Origin of the sequence: Streptomyces sp. R33 (assembly GCF_041200175.1) — a bacterium.
Taxonomy (GTDB): Bacteria; Actinomycetota; Actinomycetes; order Streptomycetales; family Streptomycetaceae; genus Streptomyces; species Streptomyces katrae_B.
Genome location: NZ_CP165727.1, coordinates 4,019,368 through 4,037,500 on the forward strand (window position 1 = coordinate 4,019,368; position 18,133 = coordinate 4,037,500).

Here is an 18,133-nt window from a genome sequence, read left to right on the forward strand (position 1 = left end):
GGTGATCTTCACCGGGGTACGCGAAGGGCCCGGGTGCGCTCGGCGCCCGGGCCCTGATCCGCATCCGCCCACCGGTCAGGTGGTACGCCTCCGCCGCGCGCCCGGGCGGCGCTCGCTCGGGCGGGACACCGACTCGCCGGCCTCCTTGGCCGCCTCGCGGCGCGCCGCGCCGTACTCGGCCAGGGCCTCCGCCAGCTTGCTGACGCTCGGCTCCGGCGACAGGACGTCGACCCGGAGGCCGTGCTCCTCCGCCGTCTTGGCCGTGGCCGGCCCGATGCAGGCGATGACGGTCACGTTGTGCGGCTTGCCGGCGATGCCGACGAGGTTGCGCACCGTCGAGGACGACGTGAAGAGAACGGCGTCGAAGCCGCCGCCCTTGATCGCCTCGCGCGTGTCGGCCGGCGGCGGCGACGCGCGCACGGTCCGGTAGGCCGTGACGTCGTCGACCTCCCAGCCCAGCTCTATCAGCCCGGCCACCAGGGTCTCGGTGGCGATGTCGGCGCGCGGCAGGAAGACGCGGTCGATCGGGTCGAACACCGGGTCGTACGGTGGCCAGTCCTCCAGCAGCCCGGCCGCGGACTGCTCCCCGCTCGGCACCAGGTCCGGCTTGACGCCGAACTCGACCAGCGCGGCGGCGGTCTGCTCGCCCACGGCGGCGACCTTGATGCCCGCGAAGGCACGGGCGTCGAGCCCGTACTCCTCGAACTTCTCCCGGACGGCCTTCACCGCGTTCACGCTGGTGAAGGCGATCCACTCGTAGCGGCCCGTCACCAGGCCCTTGACCGCGCGCTCCATCTGCTGCGGGGTGCGCGGCGGCTCCACGGCGATGGTCGGCACCTCGTGCGGCACCGCGCCGTACGAACGCAGCTGGTCGGAGAGCGAAGCGGCCTGCTCCTTGGTGCGCGGTACGAGGACCCGCCAGCCGAACAGCGGCTTCGACTCGAACCAGGCCAGCTCCTCGCGCCGCGCGGCGGCGCCGTGCTCACCGACCACGGCTATGACGGGCCGGGCGCCCTCGGGCGACGGGAGCACCTTGCCCTGCTTGAACACCTGGGCGATGGTCCCGAGGGTGGCGTTCCAGGTGCGCTGGCGCGTCGTCGTACCGGCGACGGTCACCGTGAGCGGGGTATCGGGCTTGCGCCCGGCGGACACCAGCTCGGCGGCGGCGCTCGAGACGGTCTCCAGCGTCGCGGAGACGACGAGGATGCCGTCGCTGGCGCCGACCTCGCTCCAGCAGCGTGCGGAGGCGTTGCGCGCGTCCACGAACCGAACGTCGGCACCCTGACCGCCCCGCAGCGGCACACCCGCGTACGCGGGCACGCCGACGGCGGTCGCGACGCCGGGCACCACCTCGAAGGGGATGCCGCCGGTGGCGCAGGCGAGCATCTCCTCGGCCGCGTTGCCGTCGAGCCCGGGGTCGCCGGTGACGGCACGGACGACCCGCCTGCCGGAGCGCGCGGCCTCCATGACAAGATTGGATGCGTCCCGGATCACCGGGACACCGGCGGCTGCTGACACTTCGTCAGCAATCGTCAGCTGTGGCGTGTCCACTCCCGCGCGCGCATGCGTGCGTACGACCTCGAGCACCTCGGGCTCCGCGATCAGTACGTCCGCGGCCGCGAGCGCCTCGACGGCGCGGAGCGTCAGCAGACCCGGGTCACCGGGGCCGGCACCGAGGAAGGTGACGTGCCCGTGCGCGGCGACGACCGGAAAAGCGGAGGTGGTCGGACGTGAGGGGTTCAAAGCGATCGCTCCCCCATCAGACCGGCCGCGCCCTTGGCCAGCATCTCGTCCGCGAGTTCGCGGCCGAGCGCCATGGCCTCGTCGTACGACTGGGGCACGGGACCGGTGGTGGACAGCTGCACGAGCGTCGAGCCGTCGAGGGTGCCGACGACGCCGCGCAGGCGCATTTCATTGACAACCTGGCCGTCGGCCTGGGGGTCCCCCCACTCGAGCGAAGCCGAGAGTGGGGGAAGATCGGCGAGCGCACCCACAGGTGCGCTGCAGCCGGCCTCCAGGGCGGCGAGCAGGGAACGCTCGGCGGTCACGGCGGCCCGGGTGTGCGGGTCGTCGAGCTCGGCGAGCGAAGCGATGAGCTCCGCGTCGGACGCGAGGCATTCCACGGCCAGGGCACCCTGGCCGGGGGCGGGCAGCACGTTGTCGACCGACAGGAGGTCGGTCGCCTCGGCGCTGCGGCCGATCCGGTTCAGCCCGGCGGCGGCGAGGACGACGGCATCCAGCTCGCCGTCGCGCACGAAGCCGATCCGGGTGTCGACGTTCCCCCGGATGGCGACGGTCTCGATGCGCTTCCCGAGGGTGCGCGCGTAGTGGTTGAGCTGCGCCGTGCGGCGCGGCGACCCGGTACCGATGCGGGCGCCGTCGGGCAGCTGCTCGAAGGTCAGGCCGTCGCGGGCGACGAGCGCGTCGCGCGGGTCCTCGCGCAGCGGCATGGCCGCGATCACGAGCTCCTCGGGCTGCGCGGTCGGCAGGTCCTTCAGCGAGTGGACGGCGAAGTCGACCTCGCCGCGCACCAGCGCGTCGCGCAGCGCGGTGACGAACACGCCGGTGCCGCCGATCTGCGCGAGGTTCTCACGGGACACGTCACCGTAGGTCGTGATCTCCACGAGCTCGACGGGCCGACCGGTGATCGCCCGTACCGCGTCGGCGACATGGCCGGACTGGGACATGGCCAGCTTGCTGCGCCGCGTGCCGAGCCGCAGGGGCTGGTCGAGACGTGGATTCATGATGCCCGTCCTGAGTCGTCGTTCTTGTCGGCCTGTCCGGCCTGGTCGACCTGTCCGGCCTGGCCGGCCGCGTCCGCCCGGCTGACGGAGGCCACCGTCTGCGGGTCGAGGTCGAAGAGTTCGCGCAGTGCCTCGGCGTACCCGGCGCCCCCGGGCTCGCTGGCGAGCTGCTTGACGCGCACGGTCGGCGCGTGGAGGAGCTTGTCGACGACACGGCGCACGGTCTGGGTGACCTCGGCCCGCTGCCGCTCGTCCAAGTCCGGGAGCCGCCCGTCGAGCCGTGCCACTTCCATGGCCACGACCTCGGCGGCCATCGCCCGCAGGGCGACGACGGTCGGCGTGATGTGCGCGGCCCGCTGCGCGGCGCCGAAGGCGGCCACCTCGTCGGCGACTATGCCGCGTACGGCGTCCACGTCGGCGGCCATCGGCGCGTCGGCCGATGCTTCGGCGAGCGATTCGATGTCGACGAGCCGCACGCCCGGGATCCGGTGCACGGCGGCGTCGATGTCGCGCGGCATGGCCAGGTCCAGCAGCGCCAGCCGTACGGGCGCCGCGTCGACCTGGCTGCGGGCGCCCTTGCGCGGCTGCCGCTGCGCGGCGGCCTCGCCCTGGTCGGCCCATGTGCCGTGCAGTTCGAGGGAGTTGGCGTCAACCCCGGTGAGCGCGGCCCGCCCGTCGCCGGCGGGCACGTCGACGGGGCACCCGTCACGGTCGGCCCCGGGCACGATGGTCCGCGCCACCCCGCCGTCGGCCAGCCGCACCCCGGCCTCGGCGGCGGCCACGAGCCGCGCCAGGACCGAATCCGGCTCCGCCGGCGTGTGAGGCACGGGGTCCGGGGCGGAGCCCCGGGAGCCGGGAAGGGGCGTGGAGGGGACGAGCCCCACAGCCCCCGCCACCGCAGCCGCGACCTGGTCCCCGCTCAGCACCAGCCCCGTGGCCCCGGTACAGGACACGACGACGTCGACTCGTGTCAGCTCATCGGCGACCGACGCCATCGGAACGGACCGGGCCACCACCCCAGTGCCTGAGGCAACCAGAATCTCGACCAAACGGTCCGCCCGCTCTGCGGTGCGGTTCGCGACGACGACCTCGGCGACGCCCACCCGCGCCAGCGTGGCCGCGGCCAGCGAGGACATCGAGCCGGCGCCGATCACCAGCGCCCGCTTGTCCTTGGCCCAGACGTCCACCGGCTCGCGCCCGGCGGTCAGCTGCTCGAGCCCGAAGGTCACCAGCGACTGCCCGGCGCGGTCGATCCCGGTCTCGGAGTGCGCCCGCTTGCCGACGCGCAGCGCCTGCTGGAACAGGTCGTTGATCAGGCGGCCCGCGCTGTGGAGCTCCTGCCCCAGCGCCAGTGCGTCCTTGATCTGCCCGAGGATCTGGCCCTCGCCGATCACCATCGAGTCCAGCCCGCACGCCACCGAGAACAGGTGGTGGACGGCCCGGTCCTCGTAGTGGACGTACAGGTACGGAGTGAGCTCCTCCAGAGCCACCCCGCTGTGCTGCGCGAGCAGGGTCGACAGCTCGGCCACACCGGCGTGGAACTTGTCCACGTCCGCGTACAGCTCGATCCGGTTGCACGTGGCGAGCACCGTAGCCTCCGTCGCCGGCTCCGCGGCGAGGGTGTCGTGCACCAGCTTGACCTTGGCGTCGGCCGACAAGGAGGCACGTTCGAGCACGCTCACCGGCGCGCTGCGGTGGCTCAGCCCTACGACGAGCAGACTCATGCCGGCATCACCGCCGGAACGTCGCCCTCGGGGCCGCTCTTGCGTGCGACGGCGGCGGGCCGTCCGGCGGGCGGCTCGACGGCCGCGGCCGGGGCAGCGCCGGAACCGGCGGCGGCCTCGGCGATGCCACCGGACACGGCGGAGGCGGAAGAGGAAGGCGTGGCGTTGGCCGCCGCTTCCTCCCCGGCCTTGCGCTGCTCGTGGAACGCCAGGATCTGCAGTTCGATCGACAGGTCGACCTTGCGTACGTCCACGCCGTCCGGCACGGACAGCACGGTCGGCGCGAAGTTCAGGATGGAGGTGACGCCGGCGGCGATCAGCCGCTCGCTGACCTGCTGGGCCGCGCCCGCGGGGGTCGCGATCACGCCGATCGAGACGCCGTTCTCCGAGATGATCTTTTCCAGATCATCGGTGTGCTGCACGGGCATGCCCGCGACCGGCTTGCCCGCCATCGCCGGGTCGGCGTCGATGAGCGCCGCGACGCGGAATCCGCGCGCGGAGAAGCCGCCGTAGTTGGCCAGGGCGGCGCCGAGGTTACCGATGCCGACGATGACGACCGGCCAGTCCTGGGTCAGGCCGAGTTCGCGGGAGATCTGGTAGACGAGGTACTCGACGTCGTAGCCGACGCCGCGCGTGCCGTACGAACCCAGGTAGGAGAAGTCCTTGCGGAGCTTGGCGGAGTTGACTCCGGCCGCTGCCGCGAGCTCCTCGGAGGACACCGTGGGCACCGATCGCTCGGAGAGCGCGGTGAGTGCGCGCAAGTACAGCGGAAGCCGGGCGACAGTGGCCTCGGGAATACCTCGGCTGCGGGTCGCCGGTCGGTGAGTTCGGCCAGTTGCCACGATGCTCCTGCGGGATGAGCGGGGCTGCAGGCGGTCACTTGTCCCAAGACCGCCCCGTCGAATGCAGGCTATGTCTTTGTGAACGCGTGCACAAAGATTGTGTCCGCTTTGTCCGAGCAAAGTGACCGGGGTCACGCGACCCGGGCCCTTGGGCCGGGAACTTATGACACGCCGAACCCGTTCAAATCCCGAGGGGGGCAAAACGGTGCACACTCCTCATCGATACGCCCCCGAGACCCCACAAATCGCCCATGATGGTAACCGGCCGAAGGGTCAGCCCTCCAATGCGCGACGCAGCCGGTCCGGGTTCACCCTCCAGAAGGTGTGCTGTTCGCCGTCCACCAGCACCACCGGGATCTGCTCCCAGTGCAGCCGGTAGAGCTCCGCGTCCTGCGAGATGTCCTTCTTCTCCCACTGTGCTCCGACTTCCGCGCAGACCTTCTCGATCACCTCCTGGGCGTCATCGCACAGATGGCACCCCGGCTTCCCGATGAGCGTGACCAACCGCTCGCCGGGACGCTTCTTTTCCTTACGACGCAGCAAAGGGCTCATGCCCCCCATTCTCCCGCGCCACCACGTAACACCACGGCACCGAAGAGTTCACGCCCCCGGCATCCCATCGGTTCGGGAAGTCCCGAACACAATGGCTATGCTCGCGTCATGGCCGCTCTGGGATGGCTCACCCCCCGTAGGCGCTCCGCTACCGCGCGGAGCGTGCTGGCAGGCGAGGCCTCGGCCGAGGCCGCCCGCAAGACCGCGCAGGCCCGCGAGACGGAGGCCGGACCACCGGCCGGGCCCGAGGGGGCCGCGGCGCAGGCAGCCGGGCAAGCGGAACCGGCCGAGCCCGAGTTCCCCGTCGCCGGCGACGACCTCGCCGCCGCCTTCTTCGACCTCGACAACACCGTCATGCAGGGCGCCGCGATCTTCCACTTCGGCCGCGGCCTCTACAAGCGGGAGTTCTTCCACCGCCGCGAACTCGCCCGCTTCGCCTGGCAGCAGGCCTGGTTCCGGCTCGCCGGGGTCGAGGACCCCGAGCACATGCAGGACGCCCGCGACAGCGCCCTCTCCATCGTCAAGGGCCACAAGGTCTGCGAACTCATGGCGATCGGCGAGGAGATCTACGACGAGTACATGGCCGAGCGGATCTGGCCGGGCACCCGCGCCCTCGCCCAGGCCCACCTCGACGCCGGCCAGAAGGTCTGGCTCGTCACGGCCGCACCCGTCGAGACCGCCACGATCATCGCCCGCCGGCTCGGCCTGACCGGCGCGCTCGGCACGGTCGCCGAGTCCGTCGACGGCATCTACACCGGCCGGCTCGTCGGCGAGCCCCTGCACGGGCCCGCGAAGGCCGAGGCGGTCCGCGCGCTGGCCGCCGCCGAGGGGCTCGATCTCGAACGCTGCGCCGCGTACTCCGATTCGCACAACGACATTCCGATGCTGTCGCTGGTCGGGCATCCGTACGCGATCAATCCCGACACAAAACTGCGCAAGCATGCCCGGGCACACGACTGGCGACTGCGCGACTATCGGACCGGCCGCAAGGCCGTGAAGGTCGGCGTCCCGGCCGCCGCCGGCGTCGGCGCGATCGCAGGCGGCGCAGCCGCCGCCATCGCCCTGCACCGCCGCCGCAAGTAGCCGCTCCCGCCGGCCGCCCGGGCCGCAGCCCGGCTTCCGCCTGCGCCGGAGCCGCCCTTCGGCCCGCCGGGGCCGCCCTCCGCGGGTTCCCGGCCCGCTGAGCCGCGGGCATTCCCCTCTTCTACCCCCGCGCCCCACGCGGCACTCCCGCATGCCCGACTCGGTCGCGAGCCAGCGTGGAAGCGTCCATTCCGCGTATTTAACCGATCAAGAATCGATCACCAACTGCGACTGAATATGCCTTCGACACGCAACAGAAGTGTCGGAATCGGCGATTTGAGCAACTGGGTGTAGCGCTGCCTGTACGAAGCGTTATTCTCCTCAAACGCATGCCACCGGCCATCTGTCGCCACGACGGGTGAACGGTCCCGCACTGCACGTGATGGAAGCTCTGCCTCTGGGAGTCCCGTGTACCCACCTGTCGGGGTTGACGCCTCGGGCCTGGCTACGCTGCGCGCAACGGTCCTCGACCACCTGCGCGGCTTCGTCCCCACCGCGTACGCCGTCCCCGCCTTCGCCGCCGCGGTCCCTGCCGGCCTCGGCCCGGCCGGTCCTTGCTATGCCCTGACCGACGGCGGAGCGACGGTGGGCAGACGCGGTCGTACGGGGGGAGGCTCCGGCGCCGCCGCCACCGGCACGAGCGCGCCCGCCGCACGCCGCCCCACCGCGGACAGCGACCAGGCCCGCATGATGGACCTGGTCGAACGCGCCCAGGCCGGCGAGGCCGAGGCCTTCGGCCGGCTGTACGACCAGTACAGCGACACGGTCTACCGCTACATCTACTACCGCGTCGGCGGCAAGGCGACCGCGGAGGACCTCACCAGTGAGACCTTCCTGCGCGCGCTGCGCCGCATCTCCACCTTCACCTGGCAGGGCCGCGACTTCGGCGCCTGGCTCGTCACGATCGCCCGCAACCTGGTCGCGGACCACTTCAAGTCCAGCCGCTTCCGCCTGGAAGTGACCACGGGCGAGATGCTGGACGCGAACGAGGTGGAACGATCCCCCGAGGACTCGGTCCTGGAGTCCCTCTCCAACGCCGCCCTGCTGGAAGCCGTACGCAAGCTCAATCCCCAGCAGCAGGAGTGCGTGACCCTGCGCTTCCTCCAGGGCCTGTCGGTCGCCGAGACCGCCCGGGTGATGGGGAAGAACGAGGGCGCCATCAAGACGCTCCAGTACCGGGCGGTCCGCACCCTGGCCCGCCTGCTCCCGGACGACGCCCGCTGACCTGCGACCGGCCCCGCACCACCGCCACCGGGCGCCTCCACCCGCGGCGGCCCCTCCCATGCCGCGCACACCCCCCGCACCGTCCGACCCTCCTGACAATCCACACAACCGGTGACCCCTCGATGACGCTGTGGTCCGATCATCCTTCGTCCGTAACCCAAGTGCCGCGCCGCTCGTTGTGCGGAATGCAGGCTCCCTGTGGACACGCCCTGCCCGAAGCCGCTCACTCGAAAGTGTGGATGTGCTCAAGGAAGGCAACCTTCCGGACACCTTGGGGAGTCGATCGTCATGACGAGAGGAGGTGCCGCCAGTGATCGCGAACGTGACTCCGCACCGGCGGGCGAACGCCTTCGCCCAGGCCCTGGAGGATCGGACCCCATCCGACCTTTCGGAACCGGACCCGGCGGCCGAGCAGTCCGAGGCACCTGCCGAACCTGCCGACCACGACCGGTTGTTGGCCCTGGCGAGCGCGCTCGGCGAAAGAATGCCGCGCCCAGTGCTGGACCCCGAGGTCAAAGTGGTGCAACGAGCCCAGCTCGTGGCCGCCATGGAGGCCATGGTGATGGAAGAGAGGGCCGGGGGCGGTGCCGCCCCGGACCCTCAAGTGCCCGAGCAGCGGACCGGCCGCGGCGCCCACCGGGCGACCTCGCTCCGGAAATTGCGGCCCCGCTCCCGCTGGTCCAAGGGCATCGCAGCGGGCGGCCTCACCGTAGGTGTGGCCGCGGGGGCCTTCAGCGGCGTGGCCGCTGCCAGCACGGACGCCCTGCCCGGTGACTCCCTCTACCCGATCAAACGGGGCATGGAGGATCTGAAGCTCGGCATGGCCGACGAAGACGCGGACCGCGGCGAGCTCTATCTGGACCAGGCCTCCAACCGCCTGTCGGAGGCCCGCAGGCTGATGGAGCGCGGGCGGACGGGCGTACTGGACCACGAGTCGCTCGGCGAGATCCGCCGGGCCCTGGCGGGCATGAAGCACGACGCGGCGGAGGGCCACCGGCTCCTCCAGGCGGCCTACGAACGGGACGGCTCGCTCGGCCCGATCCAGGCACTGTCGTCGTTCTCCCGCTCGCACCGCGACGCGTGGGGCCGGCTCCGGGACAAGCTCCCGGCGCAGCTCACCGATGTGGGCGGGGAGGTCGAGTCGGTCTTCCAGGCCATAGACGATGACGTGGCGCCGCTCCAGAACCTGCTCCCGAAGCCCCCGGAGCAGAACCGCAGCGGTACCGGAGCCCCGGCCAAGCCGAGCGCTCCGGCCGGGCAGCACCAGTCCGCACCGGCTGCGGGCGCGCCCTCGGCCAGCCCGACCCCGCCAGCGACCACCAGCGGCAAGCCCTCACCGGCTCCCGGCGGCCTCCTGGGCGGCACCGGCGACCTCCTGCACCCGCCCGCGGGGCAGAACACCCCGGGGGCCTCGTCCTCCCCGGAGCACGTCCAGCCGGACATCACCCTGCCGCCCCTCCTCCCGGGCCTCCTCCCGGGCCTGGGGCTCAAGGCGGAGGACGCCGAGTAGCAGCGGGAACGGCCGCAGGCCCTCACCCCCGAACAGGGGTGAGGGCCTGCGCCATGAAACGCACTCAGAAGAACAACGAACTCAGAAGAACACGGACCGCCGCTGCACCAGCAGTTTGTACAAGGTGTGCTGGATCTGCTCGCGGACCTCGTCCGTCAGGTTGAACATCAGCATCGGGTCCTCCGCCGCCTCCGGCGGATACCCGTCCGTCGCGATCGGCTCGCCGAACTGGATCGTCCACTTCGTCGGCAGCGGCACCGCCCCCAGCGGCCCCAGCCACGGGAACGTCGGCGTGATCGGGAAGTACGGAACCCCCAGCAGCCGCGCCAGCGTCTTCGCGTTGCCGACCATCGGGTAGATCTCCTCCGCCCCCACGATCGAGCACGGCACGATCGGCGTCCCCGCCCGCAGGGCCGTCGACACGAACCCGCCCCGCCCGAACCGCTGCAGCTTGTACCGGTCTCCGAAGGGCTTCCCTATCCCCTTGAAGCCCTCCGGCATCACCCCGACCAGTTCCCCCGCCTCGAGCAGCCGCTGCGCGTCCTCCGAGCACGCCAGCGTGTGCCCGGCCTTGCGTGCCAGCTCGTTCACCACCGGCAGCATGAACACCAGGTCCGCCGCCAGCAGCCGCAGGTGCCGCTGCGCCGGGTGGTGGTCGTGGACCGCCACCTGCATCATCAGCCCGTCCAGCGGCAGCGTCCCGGAGTGGTTCGCCACGATCAGCGCCCCGCCCTCGGCCGGGATGTTCTCGATGCCCTTGACCTCGACCCGGAAGTACTTGTCGAACAGCGGCCGCATCAGGGACATCAGGACCTGGTCCGTCAGTTCCTTGTCGTAGCCGAACTCGTCGACCTCGTAGTCCCCGGTGACCCGCCTCCGCAGGAACGCCAGCCCGCCGGCGATCCGCCGGTCCCACGCGGCCCCGCCGGACCTCACGGGAGCGGGCTCCGGCGCGGCCGGCTCCGCGGCCTCCGCCACCGGCTCCGGCGCGGGCACCGCCCGTACTCTCCGGGTCCCGGCGCCCCGCCGGCGCGGCCGGTCCTCGTCGAACGGAATGACCTTGGCATCCGCCACTATCGCTGCGCTCCCTCTTCGGCTCCGGCAACCCCGACGTTCACGTTCAGGCCGTCCACCTTCAGCGCGGCGGCCACCCGGTCCACGGCCTGCCCCGCGCGCTCCGGCGGCAGCAGCCCGTTCCCCCGGCTGCGCGCGAAATCGGCGAAGGTCTCGGCGGTCGTGTACATCGGCTTGAATCCCAGCACCTCCCGCATCTGGGAAGTCTCCACGACCCGCCCGTGCGTGAGGAGTCTGATCTGCTCCGGCGAGAAATCGGTGACCCCCACCGCCCGCAGTGCCGACCCGACCCACGTCACCGCGGGCAGCAGCAGCGGCACCGTCGGCCGCCCCAGCCTCCGCGCGCACTGCGACAGCAGCAGCACCCCGTCACCCGCGATGTTGAAGGTCCCGCTGTTCAGCGTCCCGCGCTGCGGCTCGGCCGCCGCCAGCCGCAGCACGTCCAGCACGTCGTCCTCGTGGACGAACTGCAGCCGCGGGTCGTACCCCAGCACCGTCGGCATCACCGACATCGAGAAGTACTCGGCGAGCGAGGAGTCCGCGTACGGCCCCAGGATGTTCGCGAACCGCAGCACGCACACCGCCACGTCGGGCCGCCTGCGCGCGAAGCCCCGTACGTACGACTCGACCTCGACGGCGTCCTTGCCGAAGCCCGCCGCCGGCAGCGACTTGGGCTGCGTGGTCTCCGTGAAGACGGCCGGATCCCGCGGGGCGCCCCCGTACACGCTCGTGCTGGACTTCACCACCAGCCGCCGTACCGTCGGCGACTTCTGGCAGGCCCCCAGCAGCTGCATCGTCCCGATGACGTTGGTCTCCTTGACGGCGCTCCCCGCGCCGCCCGGCCCCGCCCCGCTCCCGGTCACGGCGAGATGGACCACCGTGTCCACGGCGTGCTCGGCGAGCACCCGGGCGATGGACGACTGCCGGATGTCCGTCCGGACGAACTCCGCCGAGCCCAGCCGGTGCGGCGGCGCGACCGCATCGACCGCGATGACCCGCTCGACCTCAGGATCACGCTGGACCCGCCGCACGAAGCGGCCCCCCAGCTGCCGGGCTGCCCCGGTAACGAGCACGACCTTCCCCACGAGCTCAGCGCCTTCCTCGTCGTCCCCCGGCTACACCGCAGCCCCTCCACCAAAGGATGGTGGAGGGGCTGCGGAGAACACGTACAGCTGCCGTTTACTTCTTGTTACGGCGCTGGACGCGGGTGCGCTTGAGCAGCTTGCGGTGCTTCTTCTTGGCCATCCGCTTACGCCGCTTCTTGATAACAGAGCCCACGACTACCCTCGCTCACTTCTCGGAACATCCCCGCGCCAGCGGGGAACGGTGCGGGGCGTCTGGGCCCACACGACCTACGTCGGCCTAGCCTACCCGCCCGAGCTCTGAGCCTGTAATCCGAGGGGTTCGGAGAGTTCGCCGGAGCTTCAGTCTCAGGCCGACTCCACCCCCACGTAGGACTCTCGGAGGTACTCGTGAACCGCGTTCTCGGGGACCCGGAAGGACCGGCCCACCCGGATTGCGGGCAGATGACCGTTGTGCACCAGCCGGTACACGGTCATCTTCGACACTCGCATCACCGAGGCAACCTCTGCCACGGTCAGGAACACGACCTCGCTGAGAGGCCTCTCGCCAGCAGCCATGACACACCTTGACCTTCCGCGCATGACGGGCACCGGCTTCCCCTCCGGTTACTCCTCGTCGTCGCACGCTCACTCCCCAGAGTAGGGGCGTGTGATACGAGTGGGGAAGAGGAGCTACGGCCACTCCTGCGCACCCGGCAGGCTCGCCCGATCGAGTAGATACCGAATGAGCGGTCTGTAGTAGTCCGCGCGCACCGCGTCATCAAGCGGAACAGTCACCGCCACCCGCCCCTCCGCCTCGCCGACGAACAGTGCCGGGTCGTCCGTATCCGCCAGCCCGATCGCCTCCACACCGAGCTGACCTGCACCGCAGACCCACCCGTGATCCCCCACCACCAGTTCCGGCAACGGCCCGCCGGCCTCCGCGAGCGCCCCGAGCGCGATCCGAACCGGCAGGGGTGAATGGGTGTGCGCGCCGGTTGCACTCCCCGGCGGCCGCGCGCCGGGTTCCCGCACCAACGCGACTCCCCGTACGTAATCGATGCTGTGCCTGCGTACGCCGAACCGGGTCGCCATGTCGACCCCGGCCCCCTGCGCCGGAGTGAGCACAACACATCCCACCGCCGACAGGGCCCGCGCCAAACTGGCGTAGAACCCCAGGAGACGATGCGGATGCCCCGTCCCGAACAACACGGGCGACCGCGCCCCGGCCGCCTCGCCCAGCCGCTGCGCGAACGCCTCCAGCGCCGCCAGCGTCAGCTCCGGATCGATCACGTCCGGCCCGCTGACGTGCGCGGGATCCGCCGAGACCCCGCACTTGTCCGCCATCAGCCTCAGCAGGTCACCCTCGCCCCAGCCCCACTCCGGATCCAGCCCCAGCAGCACCCGCGGATCCCGCGCCGCGAACAACCGGTAACTGCGCAGGCTCTCCTCCCGCGAGGTCGCGACGGGCCCGGCCAACCGGGCGGCCAGCAGATGCGCACGCAGCGCGCCGGTGCTCAACACCCTCCGATGCTGCCGCACCGCACCTGGCGGATCATCAATTCCGGCGGACAGCCCCACACTTGGCGTAACAACCGGCGTAACGATGCATCACTGCTCCCAGGCCCCGAGCGCAGGCGTTACGTGAGCAGGCCACGCAACGGGAACACGGCCCGCCGGGTCGCCAGAACGGCCTGATCGATCCGGTCGGCCGGATCGTAGCCCGCCTCCCAGTCCCGCCACGCGACCGCCCGCCCGTCCGTCATCCGGGCCGGCGCCGGCTGCCGCGTCCGCGCGTACACCTCGTCCCGCCACACGTCCGGCACCACCGACTCCGGATCGACCGGACGGTGCGCCGCGATCCCCACCAGATGCGTCCACGACCGCGGCACGACGTCCACGACCGCGTACCCACCACCGCCCAGCGCCAGCCACCGGCCCCCCGCATGCTCGTGCGCGAGCCGGTGACACGCCTCCTGCACCGCCCGCTGCGCGTCCAGCGACACCGCCAGATGCGCGAGCGGGTCCTCGAAATGCGTGTCCGCCCCGTGCTGGGTCACCAGCACCTGTGGCCGGAAATCCGCCAACAGCTCCGGCACCGTCGCGTGGAAGGCCCGCAGCCACCCCTCGTCCCCGGTCCCGGCGGGCAGCGCCACGTTCACCGCCGAACCCTCCGCCGCCGGCCCGCCCGTCTCCTCCGGCCAGCCGGTCTGCGGGAACAGCGTCCGCGGATGCTCGTGCAGGGAGACCGTCAGCACCCGCGGATCGTCCCAGAACGCCGCCTGGACCCCGTCCCCGTGGTGCACGTCCACATCCACGTACGCGACCCGCTCGGCCCCCAGCTCCAGCAGCCGCGCGATCGCCAGCGCCGCGTCGTTGTACACGCAGAACCCGGCCGCCCCGCCCGGCATCGCATGGTGCAGCCCGCCCGCGAAGTTCACCGCGTGCTCGGCCTCCCCGCGCCAGATCGCCTCCGCCGCCGCCACCGACTGGCCCGCGATCAGCGCGGAGGCCTCGTGCATCCCGTGGAAGGCCGGATCGTCCGTCGTCCCCAGCCCGTACGACCCGTCGGCCACGCGCGGATCCGCCGACACCTCGCGCACCGCGGCCACGTAGTCCTCCCGGTGGACCAGCCGCAGCGTGGAATCCCCCGCCGCGCGGGCCGCCCGTACCTCCATCTCCCGGTCCAGCCCGAAGGCACGCACCAGGCCCATGGTCAGCGCCAGGCGCACCGGGTCCATCGGATGGCTCGGTCCGAAGTCATACCTCGTTACCGCCTCGTCCCACATCAACAGCCCGGTCACCGGCTCGCCGCTCATGCCGGACACCGTATCGGGCGCCCTCCGAGCCGAACGAACGGGCGTGGAAGAGTGTCACGAGCACCAGCGCCATCGGCACGAGCATCGCGCCCCGGTAGCTCCAGGCGTCCCCGATCCCCCCGACGAGCGGCGATCCGATCAGGAAGCCGACGTAGTTGAAGATGTTCAGCCGCGCGACGGCCGTGTCCGACGCCCCCGGGAAGAGGCGCCCCGCAGCCGCGAAGGTCTGCGGCACGATCACGCACAGCCCGATCCCCAGCAGCGTGAACCCGAGCATCCCCACCCACGCCCCTGGCGCGGCCGCCACCACCGCGAACCCGCCGGCCGCGACCAGCGTCCCGATCCGTACGACGGCCACCGCCCCGAAGCGGCGCACGCCCAGGTCCCCGACGGCCCGCCCGATCAGCGTGGTCACCATGTACACGTTGTACGGGACCGTCGCCAGCTGCTCCGAGCTCCCCAGCACGTCCTGGAGGTACTTGGCGCTCCAGTTCGAGACGGTCGAGTCCCCGATGTACGCACACGCCATCACCAGGCACAGCGGCAGCAGCAGCGTGAACCCGCCGGCCCCCAGCCCCTTCTCGGGGACCTGGTCCTCGATGTCCCGCCGGCCGACGTAGAACCGGCTCCCGTAGAGGGCGAGCGGCAGCAGCACGACCACGGCCGGCAGGTACGAGGCGAACAGCGACAGGTGCCAGTGCGCCCCCGCCCAGGCGGCCGACGCCCCGACGATCCCGCCGAGGCTGTACGCGGCGTGGAAGCCGAGCATGATGCTGCGCCCGTACGCGCGCTGCAGGCTGACCCCGAGCATGTTCATCGAGGCGTCCAGCGCGCCGACGGACAGCCCGAACGTCCCGAGCGCCACCGCCACGTGCCACATCTGGCTGCCGGCCCCGACCCCCAGCAAGGAGAGCAGGACCAGCGGCTGCGCCCAGCGCAGTACGGAGGCGGGCCCGACCCGCTTGACGAGGTGCTCGGTGGCCACGCTGGAGACCCCGGCGAGAACCGGCACGGCGGCGAGGAAGGCGGGCAGCAGCCCGTCGGATATCCCGTACCGGTCCTGGATGGCGGGGATCCGCGTCACGAGGAGGGCGAAGGTCACGCCCTGCACGAAGAAGCTGAACCCCAGGGAGGCCCGCCCCCGGCGCAGCCGTACGTCTTCTGTCATGGCGGCACAGCGTAGGCCCGGGGGCTACCCGTGGGTAGAGAGATCACACAGGGAGTTCCAGAAGCCCCGTCAGCTCCTTCATGTCCCCGAAGAAGCCGGTGGCCCCGGCCAGCCGCTCGGCGGGCATCATCCCGGTGAACCCGTACACGTCCATCCCGGCGGCGACGGCGGCCTGCACCCCGAGCGGACTGTCCTCGATCACGACGCACCGCGACGGCTCGACGCCCATGGCTCGGGCCGCGTACAGGAACAGATCGGGGGCGGGCTTCCCCTTGCCCACGTCCTGCGAGCTGAAGATCCGCTCTTCTTCGAACCACCCGTCGAGGCCGGCCGCCCGGTGTCCGACCCGGATCCGCTCGTGACTCCCGGAGGAGGCCAGGCAGTACGGCACCCCGTGGGCGGTCAGGGCTCCGAGCACGTCCACCACGCCGGCGACGGGTGCCAGCTCCCGCTCGAACGCGGCGAAGGTCCGCGCGTGCAGGGTCGCATCGAACGCGGCGGGCAGCCGCTCCCCGGTCCGCTCGAGCACGAGATCGTGCACCCGGTGGACTGCGGAGCCCATGTAGTCGCGGATCGAGTCCTCGTACGAGGTGGGGTGCCCCAGCTCGGTCAGGTATCCGGCGAGGATGCTGTTGGCGACCGGCTCACTGTCCACCAGCACGCCGTCGTTGTCGAAGATGACGAGGTCGTAGCCCATGGCCTCGACCCTACGCAGGCCCCGCCCCTTTCAGAACATGGCCCGTAAACGCAGAAAAGCCCCGCACCATAAGGTGCGGGGCTTTCCCACAATGATTGTTCGGCGGCGTCCTACTCTCCCACAGGGTCCCCCCTGCAGTACCATCGGCGCTGAAAGGCTTAGCTTCCGGGTTCGGAATGTAACCGGGCGTTTCCCTAACGCTATGACCACCGAAACACTATGAAATTTGAACGCTGGCATGAACACAGCTGTTCGTTATTTCAGAACTAACACAGTGGACGCGAGCAACTGAGGACAAGCCCTCGGCCTATTAGTACCAGTCAGCTCCACCCGTTACCGGGCTTCCACATCTGGCCTATCAACCCAGTCGTCTACTGGGAGCCTTACCCTCTCAAGGAGGTGGGAATACTCATCTTGAAGCAGGCTTCCCGCTTAGATGCTTTCAGCGGTTATCCCTCCCGAACGTAGCCAACCAGCCATGCCCTTGGCAGGACAACTGGCACACCAGAGGTTCGTCCGTCCCGGTCCTCTCGTACTAGGGACAGCCCTTCTCAATATTCCTACGCGCACAGCGGATAGGGACCGAACTGTCTCACGACGTTCTAAACCCAGCTCGCGTACCGCTTTAATGGGCGAACAGCCCAACCCTTGGGACCGACTCCAGCCCCAGGATGCGACGAGCCGACATCGAGGTGCCAAACCATCCCGTCGATATGGACTCTTGGGGAAGATCAGCCTGTTATCCCCGGGGTACCTTTTATCCGTTGAGCGACGGCGCTTCCACAAGCCACCGCCGGATCACTAGTCCCGACTTTCGTCCCTGCTCGACCCGTCGGTCTCACAGTCAAGCTCCCTTGTGCACTTACACTCAACACCTGATTGCCAACCAGGCTGAGGGAACCTTTGGGCGCCTCCGTTACCCTTTGGGAGGCAACCGCCCCAGTTAAACTACCCATCAGACACTGTCCCTGATCCGGATCACGGACCGAGGTTAGACATCCAGCACGACCAGAGTGGTATTTCAACGGCGACTCCACCCCAACTGGCGTTGGGGTTTCAAAGTCTCCCACCTATCCTACACAAGCCGAACCGAACACCAATATCAAACTGTAGTAAAGGTCCCGGGGTCTTTCCGTCCTGCTGCGCGAAACGAGCATCTTTACTCGTAGTGCAATTTCACCGGGCCTATGGTTGAGACAGTCGAGAAGTCGTTACGCCATTCGTGCAGGTCGGAACTTACCCGACAAGGAATTTCGCTACCTTAGGATGGTTATAGTTACCACCGCCGTTTACTGGCGCTTAAGTTCTCAGCTTCGCACGCCCGAAAGCGCACTAACCGGTCCCCTTAACGTTCCAGCACCGGGCAGGCGTCAGTCCGTATACATCGCCTTACGGCTTCGCACGGACCTGTGTTTTTAGTAAACAGTCGCTTCTCGCTGGTCTCTGCGGCCACCCCCAGCTCACGGAGCAAGTCCGATCACCAGTGATGGCCCCCCTTCTCCCGAAGTTACGGGGGCATTTTGCCGAGTTCCTTAACCATAGTTCACCCGAACGCCTCGGTATTCTCTACCTGACCACCTGAGTCGGTTTAGGGTACGGGCCGCCATGAAACTCGCTAGAGGCTTTTCTCGACAG

At 70.3% G+C, this 18,133-nt stretch carries 16 protein-coding genes and 2 rRNA genes (1 of these 18 cut by a window edge); 3 read left to right on the forward strand and 15 right to left on the reverse strand.

The genetic code is table 11. The features are described 5' to 3' along the window. Positions 1 to 75 precede the first annotated feature (75 nt). From AB5J51_RS18340 to AB5J51_RS18360, 5 genes are all read right to left on the reverse strand, one after another. Positions 76 to 1,743, reverse strand: a complete 1,668-nt coding sequence (locus AB5J51_RS18340) for a bifunctional uroporphyrinogen-III C-methyltransferase/uroporphyrinogen-III synthase (protein ID WP_053790959.1) — start codon at positions 1,741 to 1,743, stop codon at positions 76 to 78. Continuing rightward, positions 1,740 to 2,744: a hydroxymethylbilane synthase gene (hemC, locus tag AB5J51_RS18345; protein ID WP_053790960.1), complete on the reverse strand. Its 1,005-nt coding sequence runs from the start codon at positions 2,742 to 2,744 to the stop codon at positions 1,740 to 1,742. Before hemC ends, AB5J51_RS18340 begins: the two co-directional genes overlap by 4 nt. Continuing rightward, positions 2,741 to 4,468, reverse strand: a complete 1,728-nt coding sequence (locus tag AB5J51_RS18350) for a glutamyl-tRNA reductase (protein ID WP_133897263.1) — start codon at positions 4,466 to 4,468, stop codon at positions 2,741 to 2,743. The genes hemC and AB5J51_RS18350 overlap by 4 nt, the downstream gene beginning before the upstream one ends. Then, positions 4,465 to 5,310 (reverse strand): redox-sensing transcriptional repressor Rex, encoded by an 846-nt coding sequence (locus tag AB5J51_RS18355; protein ID WP_136227594.1) that lies wholly within the window; start codon positions 5,308 to 5,310, stop codon positions 4,465 to 4,467. Before AB5J51_RS18355 ends, AB5J51_RS18350 begins: the two co-directional genes overlap by 4 nt. 273 nt (positions 5,311 to 5,583) lie before the next feature. Beyond that, positions 5,584 to 5,871, reverse strand: a complete 288-nt coding sequence (locus AB5J51_RS18360; RefSeq protein ID WP_078988135.1) for a glutaredoxin family protein — start codon at positions 5,869 to 5,871, stop codon at positions 5,584 to 5,586. Between the two features lie 99 nt (positions 5,872 to 5,970). Here AB5J51_RS18360 and AB5J51_RS18365 point away from each other — a divergent pair, with 99 nt between their 5' ends. From AB5J51_RS18365 to AB5J51_RS18375, 3 genes are all read left to right on the forward strand, one after another. After that, entirely contained in the window at positions 5,971 to 6,945 is a 975-nt protein-coding gene (locus AB5J51_RS18365) for an HAD family phosphatase (RefSeq protein WP_053790963.1), read from the forward strand. 408 nt (positions 6,946 to 7,353) lie between these two features. Then, positions 7,354 to 8,169 (forward strand): ECF subfamily RNA polymerase sigma factor, BldN family, encoded by an 816-nt coding sequence (locus AB5J51_RS18370; protein ID WP_053790964.1) that lies wholly within the window; start codon positions 7,354 to 7,356, stop codon positions 8,167 to 8,169. Between the two features lie 310 nt (positions 8,170 to 8,479). Continuing rightward, a complete protein-coding gene (locus AB5J51_RS18375) occupies positions 8,480 to 9,679 on the forward strand; it encodes a DUF5667 domain-containing protein (RefSeq protein WP_053790965.1) in 1,200 nt (399 codons plus the stop codon). 81 nt (positions 9,680 to 9,760) lie between these two features. On the opposite strand, the gene AB5J51_RS18380 is transcribed toward AB5J51_RS18375, so the two are convergent. From AB5J51_RS18380 to AB5J51_RS18425, 10 genes are all read right to left on the reverse strand, one after another. Further along, entirely contained in the window at positions 9,761 to 10,753 is a 993-nt protein-coding gene (locus AB5J51_RS18380) for a lysophospholipid acyltransferase family protein (RefSeq protein WP_133897267.1), read from the reverse strand. Beyond that, on the reverse strand, positions 10,753 to 11,838 hold the full coding sequence (locus AB5J51_RS18385) for an NAD-dependent epimerase/dehydratase family protein (protein ID WP_133897268.1): 1,086 nt from the start codon (positions 11,836 to 11,838) through the stop codon (positions 10,753 to 10,755). Before AB5J51_RS18385 ends, AB5J51_RS18380 begins: the two co-directional genes overlap by 1 nt. A 94-nt stretch (positions 11,839 to 11,932) precedes the next feature. After that, entirely contained in the window at positions 11,933 to 12,031 is a 99-nt protein-coding gene (locus AB5J51_RS18390) for a 30S ribosomal protein bS22 (RefSeq protein ID WP_003948845.1), read from the reverse strand. 152 nt (positions 12,032 to 12,183) lie between these two features. Next, positions 12,184 to 12,393 (reverse strand): helix-turn-helix domain-containing protein, encoded by a 210-nt coding sequence (locus tag AB5J51_RS18395; RefSeq protein WP_158708561.1) that lies wholly within the window; start codon positions 12,391 to 12,393, stop codon positions 12,184 to 12,186. 114 nt (positions 12,394 to 12,507) lie between these two features. Further along, positions 12,508 to 13,338 (reverse strand): phosphatase, encoded by an 831-nt coding sequence (locus tag AB5J51_RS18400; protein WP_369778100.1) that lies wholly within the window; start codon positions 13,336 to 13,338, stop codon positions 12,508 to 12,510. Positions 13,339 to 13,454: 116 nt separating this feature from the next. Further along, positions 13,455 to 14,603: an acetoin utilization protein AcuC gene (locus tag AB5J51_RS18405; RefSeq protein WP_369780275.1), complete on the reverse strand. Its 1,149-nt coding sequence runs from the start codon at positions 14,601 to 14,603 to the stop codon at positions 13,455 to 13,457. After that, complete coding sequence (locus AB5J51_RS18410) at positions 14,575 to 15,801, reverse strand: MFS transporter (protein ID WP_053790968.1); 1,227 nt, start codon at positions 15,799 to 15,801, stop codon at positions 14,575 to 14,577. The genes AB5J51_RS18405 and AB5J51_RS18410 overlap by 29 nt, the downstream gene beginning before the upstream one ends. Positions 15,802 to 15,844: 43 nt before the next feature. Then, positions 15,845 to 16,498, reverse strand: a complete 654-nt coding sequence (locus tag AB5J51_RS18415) for an HAD family phosphatase (RefSeq protein ID WP_053790969.1) — start codon at positions 16,496 to 16,498, stop codon at positions 15,845 to 15,847. A gap of 97 nt (positions 16,499 to 16,595) precedes the next feature. Continuing rightward, positions 16,596 to 16,712, reverse strand: a 5S ribosomal RNA gene (gene rrf, locus AB5J51_RS18420). 76 nt (positions 16,713 to 16,788) lie between these two features. Beyond that, positions 16,789 to 18,133: ribosomal RNA gene (locus AB5J51_RS18425) — 23S ribosomal RNA — on the reverse strand (it continues 1,779 nt past the right edge of the window).

What these genes read in the sequence shown, in the direction of transcription:
- hemC (WP_053790960.1), bottom strand. Translation starts at nt 2,744, where the DNA reads ATGAATCCACGTCTCGACCAGCCCCTGCGGCTCGGCACGCGGCGCAGC.
- AB5J51_RS18350 (WP_133897263.1), bottom strand. Translation starts at nt 4,468, where the DNA reads ATGAGTCTGCTCGTCGTAGGGCTGAGCCACCGCAGCGCGCCGGTGAGC.
- AB5J51_RS18360 (WP_078988135.1), bottom strand. Translation starts at nt 5,871, where the DNA reads ATGGGGGGCATGAGCCCTTTGCTGCGTCGTAAGGAAAAGAAGCGTCCC.
- AB5J51_RS18365 (WP_053790963.1), top strand. Translation starts at nt 5,971, where the DNA reads ATGGCCGCTCTGGGATGGCTCACCCCCCGTAGGCGCTCCGCTACCGCG.
- AB5J51_RS18395 (WP_158708561.1), bottom strand. Translation starts at nt 12,393, where the DNA reads ATGGCTGCTGGCGAGAGGCCTCTCAGCGAGGTCGTGTTCCTGACCGTG.
- AB5J51_RS18405 (WP_369780275.1), bottom strand. Translation starts at nt 14,603, where the DNA reads ATGTGGGACGAGGCGGTAACGAGGTATGACTTCGGACCGAGCCATCCG.
- AB5J51_RS18410 (WP_053790968.1), bottom strand. Translation starts at nt 15,801, where the DNA reads ATGACAGAAGACGTACGGCTGCGCCGGGGGCGGGCCTCCCTGGGGTTC.
- AB5J51_RS18415 (WP_053790969.1), bottom strand. Translation starts at nt 16,498, where the DNA reads ATGGGCTACGACCTCGTCATCTTCGACAACGACGGCGTGCTGGTGGAC.